The sequence below is a fragment of the Sulfitobacter sp. SBS6 genome (assembly GCF_048285585.1).
GTDB lineage: Bacteria > Pseudomonadota > Alphaproteobacteria > Rhodobacterales > Rhodobacteraceae > Sulfitobacter > Sulfitobacter pontiacus.
Map to the genome: position 1 here is coordinate 257,194 of NZ_JBLWBA010000004.1, position 14,936 is coordinate 272,129.

The 14,936-nt window shown below is 58.8% G+C and carries 13 protein-coding genes; 4 read left to right on the forward strand and 9 right to left on the reverse strand.

Annotated features, from left to right (window positions below):
- Positions 1-37: 37 nt before the first annotated feature.
- From dnaJ to ACNQ62_RS02515, 3 genes are all read left to right on the forward strand, one after another.
- Positions 38-1,195 (forward strand): molecular chaperone DnaJ, encoded by a 1,158-nt coding sequence (dnaJ, locus tag ACNQ62_RS02505; RefSeq protein WP_005850586.1) that lies wholly within the window; start codon positions 38-40, stop codon positions 1,193-1,195.
- A 106-nt stretch (positions 1,196-1,301) separates the two neighbouring features.
- Positions 1,302-2,063 carry a RadC family protein gene (radC, locus tag ACNQ62_RS02510; protein ID WP_418094124.1) on the forward strand — a complete coding sequence of 254 codons (762 nt, stop codon included), beginning with the start codon at positions 1,302-1,304 and terminating at the stop codon, positions 2,061-2,063.
- 64 nt (positions 2,064-2,127) lie between these two features.
- Positions 2,128-2,715: a hemerythrin domain-containing protein gene (locus ACNQ62_RS02515; protein ID WP_418094125.1), complete on the forward strand. Its 588-nt coding sequence runs from the start codon at positions 2,128-2,130 to the stop codon at positions 2,713-2,715.
- A 3-nt stretch (positions 2,716-2,718) separates the two neighbouring features.
- On the opposite strand, the gene ACNQ62_RS02520 is transcribed toward ACNQ62_RS02515, so the two are convergent.
- The 7 genes from ACNQ62_RS02520 to ACNQ62_RS02550 all read right to left on the reverse strand — a co-directional run bounded on the left by ACNQ62_RS02520 (position 2,719) and on the right by ACNQ62_RS02550 (position 11,688).
- A complete protein-coding gene (locus ACNQ62_RS02520; RefSeq protein ID WP_037965569.1) occupies positions 2,719-4,281 on the reverse strand; it encodes a substrate-binding domain-containing protein in 1,563 nt (520 codons plus the stop codon).
- A gap of 18 nt (positions 4,282-4,299) precedes the next feature.
- Positions 4,300-5,313: a hypothetical protein gene (locus ACNQ62_RS02525; RefSeq protein ID WP_418094126.1), complete on the reverse strand. Its 1,014-nt coding sequence runs from the start codon at positions 5,311-5,313 to the stop codon at positions 4,300-4,302.
- Between the two features lie 112 nt (positions 5,314-5,425).
- Positions 5,426-7,561, reverse strand: a complete 2,136-nt coding sequence (locus ACNQ62_RS02530) for a GumC family protein (RefSeq protein ID WP_418094127.1) — start codon at positions 7,559-7,561, stop codon at positions 5,426-5,428.
- 218 nt (positions 7,562-7,779) lie between these two features.
- Positions 7,780-8,343 (reverse strand): PqiC family protein, encoded by a 564-nt coding sequence (locus tag ACNQ62_RS02535; RefSeq protein ID WP_005850596.1) that lies wholly within the window; start codon positions 8,341-8,343, stop codon positions 7,780-7,782.
- 3 nt (positions 8,344-8,346) lie between these two features.
- Entirely contained in the window at positions 8,347-10,431 is a 2,085-nt protein-coding gene (locus ACNQ62_RS02540) for an MlaD family protein (RefSeq protein WP_235208543.1), read from the reverse strand.
- Positions 10,424-11,029: a paraquat-inducible protein A gene (locus tag ACNQ62_RS02545; RefSeq protein WP_009825638.1), complete on the reverse strand. Its 606-nt coding sequence runs from the start codon at positions 11,027-11,029 to the stop codon at positions 10,424-10,426. The genes ACNQ62_RS02540 and ACNQ62_RS02545 overlap by 8 nt, the downstream gene beginning before the upstream one ends.
- An 11-nt stretch (positions 11,030-11,040) precedes the next feature.
- On the reverse strand, positions 11,041-11,688 hold the full coding sequence (locus tag ACNQ62_RS02550) for a paraquat-inducible protein A (RefSeq protein ID WP_005850602.1): 648 nt from the start codon (positions 11,686-11,688) through the stop codon (positions 11,041-11,043).
- 166 nt (positions 11,689-11,854) lie between these two features.
- Here ACNQ62_RS02550 and ACNQ62_RS02555 point away from each other — a divergent pair, with 166 nt between their 5' ends.
- Positions 11,855-12,415 (forward strand): type 1 glutamine amidotransferase domain-containing protein, encoded by a 561-nt coding sequence (locus ACNQ62_RS02555; protein ID WP_064217270.1) that lies wholly within the window; start codon positions 11,855-11,857, stop codon positions 12,413-12,415.
- 66 nt (positions 12,416-12,481) lie between these two features.
- Here ACNQ62_RS02555 and ACNQ62_RS02560 read toward each other — a convergent pair whose 3' ends face one another.
- Both ACNQ62_RS02560 and ACNQ62_RS02565 read right to left on the reverse strand, forming a co-directional pair.
- A complete protein-coding gene (locus tag ACNQ62_RS02560; protein ID WP_074636581.1) occupies positions 12,482-13,456 on the reverse strand; it encodes a C45 family autoproteolytic acyltransferase/hydolase in 975 nt (324 codons plus the stop codon).
- 18 nt (positions 13,457-13,474) lie between these two features.
- A complete protein-coding gene (locus ACNQ62_RS02565; RefSeq protein WP_005850608.1) occupies positions 13,475-14,935 on the reverse strand; it encodes a biotin carboxylase in 1,461 nt (486 codons plus the stop codon).
- Between the last annotated feature and the right edge of the window lies 1 nt (position 14,936).

The following is a 14,936-nucleotide window of genomic DNA, read 5'->3' on the forward strand; positions in this document are numbered from 1 at the left end:
GGGCCGGCCCGTCACGTTCCAGCGTAGGAGCTAATTCATGGCCAAACGTGATTACTACGAGACGCTCGGCGTCGCTAAAGGTGCCTCTGCCGACGAGATCAAAAAGGGCTACCGCACCAAAGCCAAGGAATTGCACCCCGATCGCAATGCCGACAACCCCAATGCCGAAGCCCAGTTCAAAGAAGCGAACGAAGCTTACGAAGTCCTGAAAGACCCCGAAAAGAAAGCCGCCTATGACCGGTATGGTCATGCGGCCTTTGAAGGGGGTATGGGCGGTGGCGGTGGCCATCGTGGCGGCGGCTTTGGCGGCGGCGGTCAGGGCGACTTCTCTTCGGCGTTCTCTGACGTGTTTGACGACCTGTTCGGCGACTTCATGGGTGGCCAGCGGGGCGGCGGCGGACGCCGTGCCGCGCGCGGCGCCGATCTGCGCTATAACCTCGGGATTACGCTCGAAGATGCGTATCGGGGCATGCAGAAGTCGATCAACGTGCCCACCTCTGTGGCCTGCGATTCCTGTAACGGTTCCGGGTCAGAAGGCGGCGCAGAGCCGACCACCTGCCCCACCTGTTCCGGTATGGGCAAGGTTCGTGCTCAACAGGGCTTTTTCACGGTCGAACGCACCTGTCCGACCTGTTCGGGCATGGGTCAGATCGTCAAGAACCCCTGTAAATCCTGCCGCGGTGCCGGGCGTGTTGAAAAAGACCGTGCGCTGTCGGTCAACATCCCTGCGGGCGTTGAAACCGGCACACGTATCCGTCTGGCCGGCGAAGGCGAAGCAGGCATGCGCGGCGGGCCGTCGGGTGATCTGTACATCTTTATCGAGGTGCAGGACCACAAGCTGTTCGAACGCGACGGGCCAAACCTGTTCTGCCGCGTTCCCGTGTCGATGAGCACCGCCGCCCTTGGGGGCAGCATCGAGGTGCCAACGATCGACGGTGGCCGTGGCCGCGTGCAAATCCCGGCGGGCAGCCAGTCCGGTCGCCAGATGCGCCTGCGCGGCAAGGGCATGCCCCCGCTGCGTGGGGGTGGTACGGGCGATATGATCATCGAACTGGCAGTCGAGACGCCGGTGAACCTGACCAGCCGCCAAAAGGAATTGTTGCAGGAGTTCGAAAAGGAATCCTCCAACAACAATCCTGAAAGCAGCAGCTTCTTTTCGTCGGTGAAATCCTTCTGGGATTCGATGAAAGGGTAACACCTGAGCATACAAAGCATCGGGCGGGGCGCAGGCTCCGCCCTTTTTGTTTTTGCCCCTGCCCACGTTAACGGGATGATAACCTCTTTGGCCGCAAGCTGGGCCAATGGGACGCAACAACGCTCACTTCTCCGACCCGCGCCTGCCCTTTCTGGGGGACGAAGCGGTGCCCGCACCGCCCGCATCGGGCAAACAGCCTTCGTATATAGCGGATCACCGACAACGTTTGCGCGCACGCTTTATGCAGGGCGGTGCCGCAGCGATCCCGGACTATGAACTGCTTGAACTGGTGCTTTTCCGCGCCATCCCGCGCCGTGATGTCAAACCGCTGGCCCGTGCGCTGATGGACAGGTTCGGCGACTTCAACCGCGTGATCACCGCGCCTGAACCACGGCTTAAGGATATCTCGGGCGTGGGCGACGCGGTGATTGTCGAGCTTAAGGTGATTGAAGCCGCAGCCCACCGTATGGCGCGTTCAAGGGTGATGCGGCAGCATGTGCTCTCAGGCTGGGACGCTCTGCTTGATTATTGCCACACCACGATGGCGTACCGCGAAACCGAACAGTTCCGCGTCATTTATCTGGACCGCAAGAACGTCGTCATCGGCGATGAGGAACAGGGCAAGGGCACTGTCGATCACGTCCCCGTCTACCCGCGAGAGGTCGCCAAACGCGCGCTTGAGCTGAACGCCAGCGCGCTTATTCTGGTGCATAACCACCCCTCGGGCGACCCTACCCCATCGCAAGCCGACATCGACATGACGCAGCAGATTTTCGCAGCCTGCAGCGCCCTTGGGCTGACCCTGCATGACCATCTGATCATCGGCAAATCACGCGAGCTTAGTTTTCGCAGCGAAGGGTACTTATAAGCGCAACTGTCGTGTTCGAATTTGCGCAGTTTACCGGATCACCCCTCGGCACTAGCTTTGGCCTATGTCCAATACGCCGCCCCCCGACCCGCTTTCCCTGATGCAGCGCGATGGCTTGCCCGATCCGCTGCGTGCGTTGATCAAAGCCTTCCCGCGCGACGGTTGGGAGGAGAACCCGAATTACTCCCGCCTGATCGCGTTCTGGTTGGATCGTCATATGATGTTCCGCCGTCTGCTGGACCAGATGGAGGGGGACGCGCAACTGGCGATGGACCGCGTCGAGCCGCCCGAGACCTACAAACGCAAACTGTCGCGTTTCGGCGGGATGCTGATCAACGAGCTGCACGGTCACCACCATATCGAGGATGCCCAGTATTTTCCGGTGATGGCGCAGCTTGACCAAGGTGCGGCGCAGGGGTTCGAGATTTTGGATCGCGACCACCACAGTCTTGATGGTATTTTGAACGATCTAGCCGAGACAGCGAATACCGTCCTGCGCCATGAGGGGGACGCGGCAGGTTTCCTCGACAGTACCGCGGCCATGAAACAGCGGCTGGATGCGTTCAAACCCATGCTGAAACGCCATCTGATCGACGAGGAAGAACTGGTCGTGCCGGTGCTGCTGAAATACGCCCCGCCCCAGTTTCGCTAGGGTTTAGCGCACCCAGACCTCTACCCGCCGGTTGGCCTGACGCCCCCATGCGGTATCATCACAGGCCATTGGCATCGCCTCGCCAAAGGCGTCCAGATCCAGCGTCACACGTTCCAGATTGGCGGTCACCGCCGCGGTAATCACCGCTTGCCGCACGGCTTCTGCCCGACGCAGCGCGATGTCACGGTTGGCGAAAGACGCGCCCTGCCCGTCACTGAACCCCACGAACAACAAACGGCGCGCGTCGTACTGCCCCACCTCGAGCGCGCGGGCGAGTTGCTGCACGTTTGACCGCGATTGTGCATCCAGACGCACCGATCCCGCCTCGAACCGGAAAGAGGTCGACAGCCGCGCCATGGGCTTCAACGCTGCATTCATCCGCTGTAGTTCCTCAAGCGTGATTTCGGGCCCCGCGACAGCAATCGCGTTTGTAAATCGGTTGCCCTGATCCTCGACGGGGATCTCCTCGGGCGTCTGATCCACAAACCCCGCGCGCCGGATCACGATCTGCGCAGCAGGGCTGCGGGTAAAGGCCAGAAATTCTCGCGCCACCTGTGGCAGACGGCGGGCCGGAAAATACAGAAACATCGGCGCGGTCAGCGGGTAATCTTCGGTCTTGATGGTGCGGCGCGAGGCATCGAGCGCAAAGCCACAGCTGCCAGAGAGCGTCAACACATCGGTGTCACGCTGTTCTGCATAGCTGGTGATGCCAAGCGCGAAACTGTCGTTTGCCACCGCTTCCGCCAGATCGGCAGGGCGGGCATGGCGGGTGATATTGTCGGTGAACTTCAGCGTCGCGGGCCGCATCACCTGATCACTGATCGCTTGTGCCAGCCCGCTGCTGGTATCGGGCAGATGCAGATCAATGGGTGCGTCCGGCCCGCCAAGCGCCTGCCAGTTGGTCACCTTCCCCGCAAAGGCCCGCGCCAACATCAACGGAGAAATCTGCTTAACCGGGTTCGAGGCCGACACCACCGGCACGACAGCATCAAGCGACAGCACGCGACTGCGGTTCAGGCCCGTCATATCACCCAACCCCGCCTCGCGCGCGCGGACCCGCTCTTCAGGGCGCATTTCGCGCAGGGACATCACGATATCCGCCTCATCGGCCAGAAGATCGGCAAAGCCTTCGTCGCTGTTGCTGGCCCGAAACATGAACAGTGCAACGGTTTGTTCACTTTTTTCGTCGATCAACCGGTAGGTAAAGCGGTGTTCGTCTTCATCCTCGCGCACAGCGGTATAGCCGTTGCGCTGCGCAAACCCGTCGATCAAGGCAGGCATCAACACTTCGCCCATCGTGGCCGAACCCGAAAGCTGCAGCTCGGCGACGAAAGGGTCCAGATTGGGGCAGCCCGGCCCTTCGCATTGAACGCCGGTGCTGTCGACCGTCAGCTCGCCATATTCGGTTTCGACGCGGTAGAACTCGCCATCAAAGCCCAGCAAGGTGCCGCTTAGTTCAATCTTGCCATCACGAGAGGACAGCGCGACATCCTGCGCCCCTGCGGACAGCGTCGCCGAACATAAGAAAAGTGCGGCGAGAACCGCCGCACGTATAATCGTGATCATAAGACCCCAAGCGTTGCGTTAGTGTCCCGCAACCTTCATGTCTTGGAGCAGATTATTCAACACAAGAAAGCTGCCGATCGCATCACAATCCGGCACTGCGACGCTTAGGTCGCGCGTTCTAAGCGTGGCATCGCCAAGCAGTTCGATCGATTGCGCCTCTATCTCCTGGCCGCAGTTCGCCTGGATCACTTCGGCTTCCACCGTCAGCGCAACGCGGGCATCGGCGTTTTCCATCGCAGCGGGGAATGTGTACACCTCGGCCACCAGTGGCTCTGCCGCGCTGAGGTCGCCGTTCACAGTCATAAATCCGCCTTCACCGGTGATCGCGGAGGCAACGCTGCGCGGCTTGCCAGCCCAGACATGGCCCGAACCATCGTAGTCGGACCCGAATTCGCGGGCGTGCATCTGGAAACCGGTGTCGCCCTTCCATTGCAGAACCACGCGGTCAAATTCGGCCAGATCGTCGATCTTCGCATCCGCAATCGCGCCTTCGCCGTTTCCGAAAGCAATGACGAAGGTCGCATCCTGCGCAAGCGCCGGAACGGTAATGTCCAGCGCGCCGGTGTCAGATGTGGTTTGGGTAAAGATCATGCCGCTGTGATGCACTGTGATCCGTTCGTTTGGCATGCAGGGTGCCGCCAGTGTCAGGTTCACCATAGCTGCCGCGACGGGGCGCGCGTTCGCGGTGATATCGCAGGTCTGTGTGGCCGCTGGTTCCGTCGCAATTGGGGCGGAAACTGGGCGAGAGATCGGTTCGTCCGCGCTTGCAGCGGCCAACATGACGGGAGCAGAATCGGGCAGCTCCACCGTGGGCTCCAGCGGGGCTGCATTGAACTCGGCCGAGGTGAGGACGATGTCTTCGACCTCGAGCACGGCATTCTCGTTGCTTAGCCGGCGCAGCTCTTGCTCTTTCACAGCGGCGTCAGAGCCATAGCGGGCTGTCGCAGCGTCAGAGCTTTGCATCACGTAGCCGATGCCCAAAGCGCAGGCGAGCGTGCCAGCAGCTGTCGCGATCTCTTTCATACGTGCCATCTGAGGGTCCTCACTGGGATAACTTCCCAATGAATATCGCCTAGCAGAGCGGCCCTGTTATGTCCCTTGAGGGGAAAGATTTGGGCAGTTTTGAGGCATGCCCAAGCCTTGCTTAACTGTCGTAATAGCCCTTGCCGTAGGCCCCATAGGCACCGTATTCGCCGCCATAGCCATAGCGCTTCATGCCCTTCTCATCGATCTGGCTGAGCACAAGACCAGTGATCCGCTGGTTCGAGTTGTGGAAGAAGCGCATGGATTCCTCGACCAGCCCCTTGTTCGTGCTGTCCCATTTCACAGAGAACAGGATCGCGTCGGCATTCTGCGAGATGATACGTGCATCCGGCACAACCAACACAGGCGGCGTGTCGATGATGATGAAGTCATACTGATCGCGCATCTCGGAGATGAAGGATTTGAACCGATCGGAGGAGAAGATATCCGCCGCGTTCACATTGGTCTTTTCGCCGCCCAGAACATCCGCGCCAAAACCGTCAGGCGTATGGATGGCATCGGCAAATTTCACATCGCCGTTCAGGACAGACGCGATACCATTGCGCGGCATATCGGGGAAGTATTCATTCAGCGTGCGGCGGCGGATATCGCCTTCGACCAGCAGGACGGATTTGCCCAGACCGGACAGGAATTTCGCCAGCGACAGCGAGACGGTGGTTTTACCCTCCCCCGGGATGGACGAGGTCGATACGATGACCTGCGGCTTTTTGTCGAGGTTCGACAGCATCAGCGAGGTGCGCAGGTTGCGGATCGCTTCGGCGGCGGCAGACGTCGGCTTGTCCGACAGATACTTGAGCGTGTCCTTGCGGTGACGCGAAGGGATCAGCGGGATCTGCCCGATCACGGTATAGCCGGTGTGTTGCTCAAGCTCGTTCGCGGTGCGAAACGTGCGGGTTTTGAATTCGCGCAGCAGTACGAGCCCCGAGCCGACCATCGCCCCGAGGATCATCGCCAGCGCAATGATCTGCGATTTCTTCGGCGCGCTTGGTGAATTTGGCACGACCGAGCTCGACAGCATGCGGCTGTCGGCCTTCTGGATGCCTTCTTGGGCAGAGGTCTCTTTGAGGCGGGTCAGGAAATATTCATACAGCAGACGCGTTGCTTCGGATTCACGGGTCAGCTGTTGCAGCTCAATCAGGTCTTGCCCTTGCGAGGCCAGCTGCTCCCCAAGCTCTTTTTCCGAGTTGCGCAGCGCCTCGAGCTGTTGCGTGCTGCGCACAAGATCAGCCCGAACCCGTGTCATCACCGTGTCAAACCGCAGGTCAAATGCCGTCTGGTTCGTTTCCGACGACAGCCCGTTGCTAAAGATACGCGTCAGTGCGGCGTCTTGCGCCGCGTCGAGCTTTTCATCCGGCGTCTGCGCGGCCTCTAGGTCAGCAAGGCGTGTTTCAAGCGCCTCGCGGGTCAAGGCGGCACCATCAATGCGGTCACGCAGCTCTTTAATCTGACGCTCGAGCGCTTGCAGGCCCTCGATCGAAACCAGTTGGGTGCGCGCTGTAAATTCGGATACTTTCTTCTCGGCATTCTCAAGCTCGATCTGAAGCTCGGACACACGGTTGCTTAGCCATTCAGTCGCTTTTTCCGTCGCCTCGAATTTCACTTCGATTTGGTTCAAGATGTACAGTTCAACAATCGTATTCGCGATCTGGGCAGATTTAACCGGAGATTCCGTTTCAGCCGTGACGTTGAACACAAGGCTTTGGCGGATGTTAGAAACCGAGACCTTGTCCAGCAAAGCCTGCACAACCGCATCGCGGGTTTTGGCTTTCTGAAGTTCAGGGTCCAACTCTTCTTCGGGTGGCCCCGAAGAAAGCATCCCCTTGAGGCCAGAGACCATGCCACCGATCATGGATGGTTCGCGCAGTTCGCCGTTGAACTCGGGGTCATCAATCAGGTTCAGCCGGTCGACAACTTTGCCCGCCAACCCACGGGACCGCAGTACCTCAACCTCTGTATTGACCTCGGTGCTATCGCCCGAGAACCCGCCAACCACGGCCTGCAGGTCCACGATACTGTCTTCTTTGGTGTCCAGCACCACAACCGCGGTGGATCGATAGGTCGGCACAGCCACGCCATAGGCATAGTACCCCGCCAGCAGCATGAAAATCAGTGTGACAGCAGCGATAATCAGTTTGCCGCGCCACAACGTACCAATCAGCGCGCCAAGATCGATGGTGTCGTCATCTTCGTCCCTGGGCCCGGAAAAGTTCGATTGGCTTTGGTTCATCATATGCATGTGGTCCGTTGATCATGGCCAGAACTGGCAAAAGTAATGTATCAGGCAAGATGCCCGCGGTATCGCAGGTAGCGTCAACGGGCATGAGATGAAGAAGGTCTGCCTGTTATGCGATTGCGCCCAAAGGGTGATGGCGGCCTTGCTAAATCCTTATGAAAAAAATTCAATCAAAAGTCGTATAAAATTTTCCCCTATCGGGAAATCGCGCTGGAATTACGTCACTTTAGTCCATTCTTGGCGATATAGCTGGCCAAATCAAGGATCAGTTGCCCCCGTGCCGCCGCTATGGCAGCCGGACCCCCCTTGGGGTCGAAAGCCACGGTCAGGTCAAACAACCCCGATCGTTCGCTTCCACCGGTGGATACGGCTACGAAATACTGGCCCGAAGCGCGGAACTGGCCTGTTTCAGCGGCCAGCAATTCGCTGAACCGCAGCTCAAGCCGGGCATCGGGATAGGCTTCGAATGGCCAAGGCTCGGATGCGATCCGGCGGTTGGTGAGGCGCGACAGGTTCTCGCTCAATTCCAAGGCGACGGCCCGTTCGGGTGAATCCGCCCAAAGTTCGTCGGAAGAGCTCACCAACGTGCCGTTCGATTTGCGTACGTGGATTTCATCGGCAGCCGCATAGCTGGGCAGCGATACGTCACGCACTTCGACCGAGTTGAAGCGGATGCTCACCTGCTCTGTGACCGGGGGCATGTCCACGGCATAGCGATCTGCGGATCCACAAGCGGCAAGAAAGGCCACGAGACCAAGGCTTGCGATACTTTTTACAACGTTCATATTTTACCGTCCCAGCAACAATGAATTGGGGTTACGTTCAATGGTGCGCGCCAAGGATGCAAGCGCATCGGCCGCTTTTTGGATATCGCGCATGGTTTCTTGTGCGGTACGGCTGATCTGATCACCCTTGTTGTACCCTTCAATTGTACGCTCTGCCTGCGTGAACAGGGTCGACAGACGGTTCACGATCTGTGGCAGGTCTTGTGCCGACACCGCGATATTATCCGCCGCGTTACGCGCGGATGCCAGCGTCTGGTTCACGTTCTCGACCGCGCCGCCTTCGCGCAGTTCTTGCAGTGTATAGTTCAGCTCGTCCAGGGCGTTTTTCAGCGATCCGGGCAGCGCCACGGCGTCCGGTGTACCAATCACCTGATCGGCAGAGCGGGTCAGCGCGGTCAACTCGTCCACCAGCTGTTGCAGTTCCAGCTCGCTTGCCTTGGCGGCGACGGCCTGCATCTCTTCGACCAGTTCGGGCACGCCCTCGGTCGAGGTGCTGAAGGATGTGGCGGCTTCCGAGACGGAGTCGACCGCATCCAGCAGACGTTTCGCCATCTGCTCTTCCTCGAGTGTCGCGACCAGCGTCTCGACACGCAGCAGCGTGGCGTTCAGCGATACGGGGATATTCTGCACCGAGTCCGACGATACCAGCCCCGTGACCTCGTTGATCAACGTGCGGACATCGCGCGGGGTCTGTTGCAGCTCGTCACTGCCAACAAAAGCCTGTAGCGAATTCATCAGACCGATGGCGCTGTTCAACAGCTCTTCGATGGGCAGGTTGTTGATACGGCTAAAGACACCTTCGACAGTGGCAGCGGCATCTGATGTTTCGTTCTTGGTCGTCGGCATAACAGGAAAGTTTTCGCCCGCGGCCACCAGACGCCCGCTTGGCGCGTCTTCGACCACCACCAGTTCAACCTTCAAACCACCAGTCAACAGGCTGGCAGAGGCAAGCCGCGCGCGCAAACCGTTCACAACACGGTCCTGCAAGAACGCCAGCGCGCTTTCGGCAGATACATCCCCCGGCAGGCCAAGCCGCGCGGGCTGGATGGCCAGCGTCACGTTCAACCGCACGCGGCTGTCACCAAACTGGTCGTAATCCACGATACCGGCAAGGGAGTCGACCTCGCCGATGTTCAGACCGCTCAGCTCGACAGGGGCGCCGACGGCCAGTCCGGAAACGTTTTCGTCAAAGATCACGTTGATCAGCAGCGGCTCGACTTCCGAGGCGTTGAAAACCGCGCTGCGGGCGTCTTCCTTGCTTGGGAAAATGTCGAAGACGGTGCCGTCTTGCACGCGGTCGCCGCCGGAAACGAATGTATCAAACGTCACCCCGCCCCCGATAAGCGTCGCAATGGACTGAAAGTCGATCTCGGCACCACCTGGCCCAAGGGAGAGGCTGAAACCAGAGCTGTCCCAGAAGCGTGTGCTGCTGTTGATCAGGTTGCGGTGCTCTTCGTAAATCAGCGCCTCTACGATGGCAAAGTTCCCGCGTGGGGCGATCTCTGCCTTGCCCAAACGGCCAACCTCGATCCCACGATACAGGATCGGGGCATCATCGGTCAGGGTGCCGTTGCCAACGGTGCGGAAGGCGATTTGCAGACCGGATTGCCCGGCGCGGATCAGCGGTGGCGAATCCGACCCGACGAACCGTTCGGCAAAATCGCCCACTTCGTCATTCCAGCTGCCCTCGATATAGACGCCGCTGAGCACCGTACCCAACCCCGAGATCCCCTGCGCCGAAACCTCGGGCTGGACGATCCAGAAGGACGCGCTGGCGTCGATAAAGGGGGCCACATTCTTGTCCACGCGGATCGACGCGACGACCTTGCCCAGACCGGTGGTAAAGCCGACTTCCTCGACCCGGCCAACGGTCACGTCACGGTAACGCAATTCGGTCTCGCCCGCCTTGATGCCGGCGCCTTTGTCAAATTCGACAAAAATCACAGGACCGCGGGAATTATAGCTGCTGAACGCAACGCCCAAAGCCGCAACCAACGCCAGGATCGGAATGATCCAGACGATCGACGCGCTGCTCAGGAACAGTTTGCGCGCGGATTTAACCTTAACCTCGGGTGGCGTGTCAGACATGTTGATCGGGGTCCCCATCGAAAGCATTCGTGTCCCAGATCAGTCTGGAGTCGAAGGCCTGTGCAGAAAGCATGGTAAAAATGACCGACAAGGCGAAAAACATGCTCGCAGGGCCGGGGTTAATGGTCGCAAGGGTTTTGAGTTGCACCAGCGACGAGAGGATCGCAACCACAAAGATATCGATCATAGACCAGCGGCCGATATACTCGACAATTTCATACATCACATGGCGCGACCGATGTGCCGCGGCATTACGCGTCTTAACGCTGACCGCCAGATAGGCGATTGCCCAGAACTTGGCCAGCGGGATCGCGACCGACGCGAGCAGGATGATAAAGGCAATACCGTAGGAGCCGTGATGCGCCAGTTCGACCGCACCGCCGACGATGGTGCTTTCATCCACCTGAAACAGGGTCCGCGTTTTCAGCATCGGGTACATATTGGCGGGGATATAGCACATCAGCCCCACGACCCAGAACGCCCAGACCCGCTGCATACTGCCAAAGTCGCGCGACAGCATCTTGTGGCCGCAGCGTTGGCAGACAGGCGTGCCGATAGGCCACGCACGGGTACACCGTGTGCAGGCCACCAACCCCATTTCGCGGGCGCTTAGGATTTTTTGGGATTTTCCAGCGAATTCCATACCGACCATTTACACATGAATTTGTCCTGCGCCACAATCAGAACAACCAAACCACAAAACATCCAGAAAGCTGGCCCAAACCCCACAGTTGCCAGATCGGCAATCTTCACCAGCGCCACGGCACAGCCAAGCGCGAAAATCTCGGCCATCGACCACGGTTGCAACGCTTGCGACAGGCGGAACGCCTGCATTGCGTGGCGTGCGGGCGGCAGGTCCAGCACGATGGGCACCAGCACATAAAGCGTCAGCATCACCCGCGCCAAGGGCACCAGCATGATCAAGGCAGCCGTCGCCAGCGACAGCAGCAAAAGCGGCCCGCTGGAAAACGCCAGCGCCGCGTCCATCACAGAGACAGAGTTCTTGTTGCCCGCCGCATCAATATCCAGAAACGGAAAGAACGTCGCGCCAAGGATCAGAACAAAGGTGGCAATGGCGATGGCAATGATCTTCAGCCCCGCTTTTTTGCGCGGTTCGATCAACACGGTATGGCACCGTTCGCACACCGCCTTCTCGCCGACCTTGGGCACCTTGAGGTGATACACGGCGTCGCATTGGGGGCAGACGATGATCTCCTCCAGATTGACGGATGGTGCAGGGTCGACAGTGTCTTTCATCCCCTTGGTATAAAGGAGATCACAAACCGTGTGTATCGAATTCTGGACACGAAAAATTCATTCTGGGTATCGGCGGAATCCCGTCAATGCAGGTTCCAGCGCTGGAACATTCGCGCGGTGTCTTTGTTGTGTCGGTGAAGATAGCGAAGATGAAAGGAGCTTTCTAATGACACAGATCACAGACGCGAAAATTCTGATCCTATCCACCAATGGTTTCGAGCAATCCGAGCTGGAGCGCCCGTTGAATGACCTCAAAGCCAAAGGGGCCACGGTGCATGTTGCCACCCCTGATGGCAAAGACATCAAGGGCTGGGACAAGGACGACTGGGGCAACACAGTTGCTGCCGATAAAGCCCTGTCGGATGTCACTGTTGATGACTATGACGCGATTGTCCTGCCCGGCGGTCAGATCAACCCCGACCTGCTGCGCGCCAACAAGGACGCCGTATCGCTGATCAAAAGCTTTGCTGACGCAGGCAAGACCGTTGCCGCGATCTGCCACGCCCCTTGGCTGCTGATCGAAGCTGGCATCATCAAGGGCCGCGCCGCAACCTCCTACGCCTCGATCGCGACGGATGTGAAAAACGCCGGTGCGCATTACGAGGACAGCGAAGTCGTCGTGGACCAAGGCATCATCACCAGCCGCTCCCCGGAAGATCTGGATGCGTTTATCGCCAAGATCGTCGAGGAAGTCGAAGAAGGTGAACACAACCGCAAAGCCGCTTAAATCCGGCGACAGCGAACCACAAAGGCGGGGCATGTGTCCCGCCTTTTTTCGTGCGCAGGGATAGAGTTACGCCACAACCCCCGGCATCAGGACGTTGCGCGACCCTTCCTCGAACGCGTCCAGCTTCTGATGCCAGACGGTTCCGGGCCAGCGATGCTCCATCTCGCGTTTGCGGGGTCGATAGACAGCGGTATAAAGCGTTCCGAAACCTGCGTTGAACTGGTGCGAATACAGCGGCGGTTTCAGGAACGTGTTGATGAATTTCTCTTCCGGATCACGGTGAAACCGCAACCGTTGCAGCAGATATCTTTCGCGTTCAACCGTCGCCGTAAAGCGCGCATGGCTGATCCATTCGACGTTTTCCTGATGGTTGGTCGCCACCGCTGCCTTGGTGATGATTGCAGGCCGGTCCGGTGCCATCAGCGCCGTCAGATACTTGCGTTTGCGGTCCAGCACGGTGACGTTATAGCTCATGTGGGTCGGCACACGTGCCAGAATTTCGCCCGCTTGCTCGGCAGTCTCGCAGGTTTGCAGCACATAGCGCAGGATCAGCGGCACGCCAAAGCCCACCCCCACCACACGACGGCCCCCAAAGGTAAGCGATATAGACAGCCCCGCGTCGTTCACCCCGTCCACCAGCCCGAACAACCCGTCAGAGGTGCCCATCACGCGGCGCCCCTTCCAGCCGGTGTGCAGCACCAGACTGTCGAAAGCGTTGGTGTTATAGTCATAGTTGCGCACCATGACAGGTTCCTTGCCGCCCCAAACCGCCTGACTGCATCCCGACAGATAGGGCGGCGGGCAGTAAAAGCTCAGGAACCTTGCCGCCAGATCACCCCCGCCCGCCTGATCACATAGATCTTCGTACAGCGGGATAAGGTCAGGCATATGCGCCTTGAGCGCACGACGACATTCGGCATAGGTCGGGCGCGCGGGCTCGCCCTCCTTCAGCCACCATTTACGGTAGAAGGGCCAATATTCGGCGAAAAGCCCGGCCCATTTGGGACCGGGCAATTCTTCTGAAATGGCACGCCACAGCATGTGCTGCCCTTTCGGTGCTTAGAGGATTTTGAACGCCGGATCAGACATCGCCGGACCCGCCTCTGCAACGGGCAGAGGACGACCGTTCACCGATTGCTTGATCCCGTGAATCCACTTTTTCGCGCGCTCATTCAACTGGAAAGACTTCGTCATCGACCGACCGCGGGTCACAAGGATGCCAATATCGGCCCCTTCATAGCGGTAATCACCCGGTTGCAGGATGCGCAGGAAGAACGCTTCGTTCTCGGATTCCACGGCGCGACGGTGATAATCGAAACGGTCGAACACAACGCGGCCATCTTCCAGCATCTTGTAAATGCCCGTTTCGGGCGCTTCGGTGCAGATATCGACGCTGTCTTCGGTATGTTTGATCACCATCTGGCTCCAACCGTCGATCATCTCGGGGTCGGCCCAACGGTTATTCAACTCTTCTACATCCAGATTGAACTTCTTCTTGCTGAATTCCAGCAGGTGGAACAGGAACAAGGGCGCATCCGCGTGGGCAAAGGCGGCGTGGTTTGTCATCGACGACGCGCCCGTGATGCGCGGGTTCAGCTCGCCCAGCCAGATGTCACCGGTCTTTTTGTCGATCAGGAAGTCGAGCTCGAAATAACCGCGATAGCCTTCCTTGCGCAGCTGTTCGCCGAACTTATAGGTCAGCTCGCGCGCTTTCTGGCGGACCTTGGGCGGGAAGGCGGTCGACAGGATTTCATTGCCACACCAGCCCCCGCGATAGGGCGTCAGATCCTTGAACCCGACCAATTCGGTCATCAAGGGGCCAACGATCGTGCCTTCCTTGGTGGCACAAGCCTCAATCGCGGAACCGCGACAGTCGATCCGCTTCATGATCTTGATCTCGCCCTCGCCTACGATTTCGGATTCATGACGGCGGAAGTCTGCTTCGGACTTGATAAAGAACGTCGTGTGGCCGCTGTCGCCAAAGGCGGATTGCAGCACCAGATCGTGGCCAATCCCGGCCTTCTCGCAGGTCTTCTTGAGGTCTTCGTAATCCTTGACCTCGGCCAGCACGTTCGGCACCGACGGCACACCGGCCTTGTTGCCGATACGCACGGTTTCGATCTTGTTGTCCATCTTTTGGCGCAGCTTGGCCTTGGGGAACCAGACATCCGCCCCCAGCTCTTTCGACAGGCGTTCGGTTTCCTCGTCGAACATCAGGAACACGAACTTGGGCTTGCCACCGCGCCGCTTGACGAAATCGATGACTTCTTTGTGCTGCAACAGATAGTTGTTGATGTCTTCGATGCTCTGGAATTCAGCGTGGGGCTGTTCCGAGGGGCAGAACACATTGGGGTGCTTGCCGCCGTAGCAGTCGATGTAGCAGATATACTTAAAGTTTTTCACCCACTCATCGAGACCAAGAAGGTTAAAGTTCGTGGCCGAGATAAAGTAAACAGGGTCTTCGTTACGGTGAAAGAACCGGCGAATTTCCGAGATATTCTTGAGAACAGTCGTTGTCATG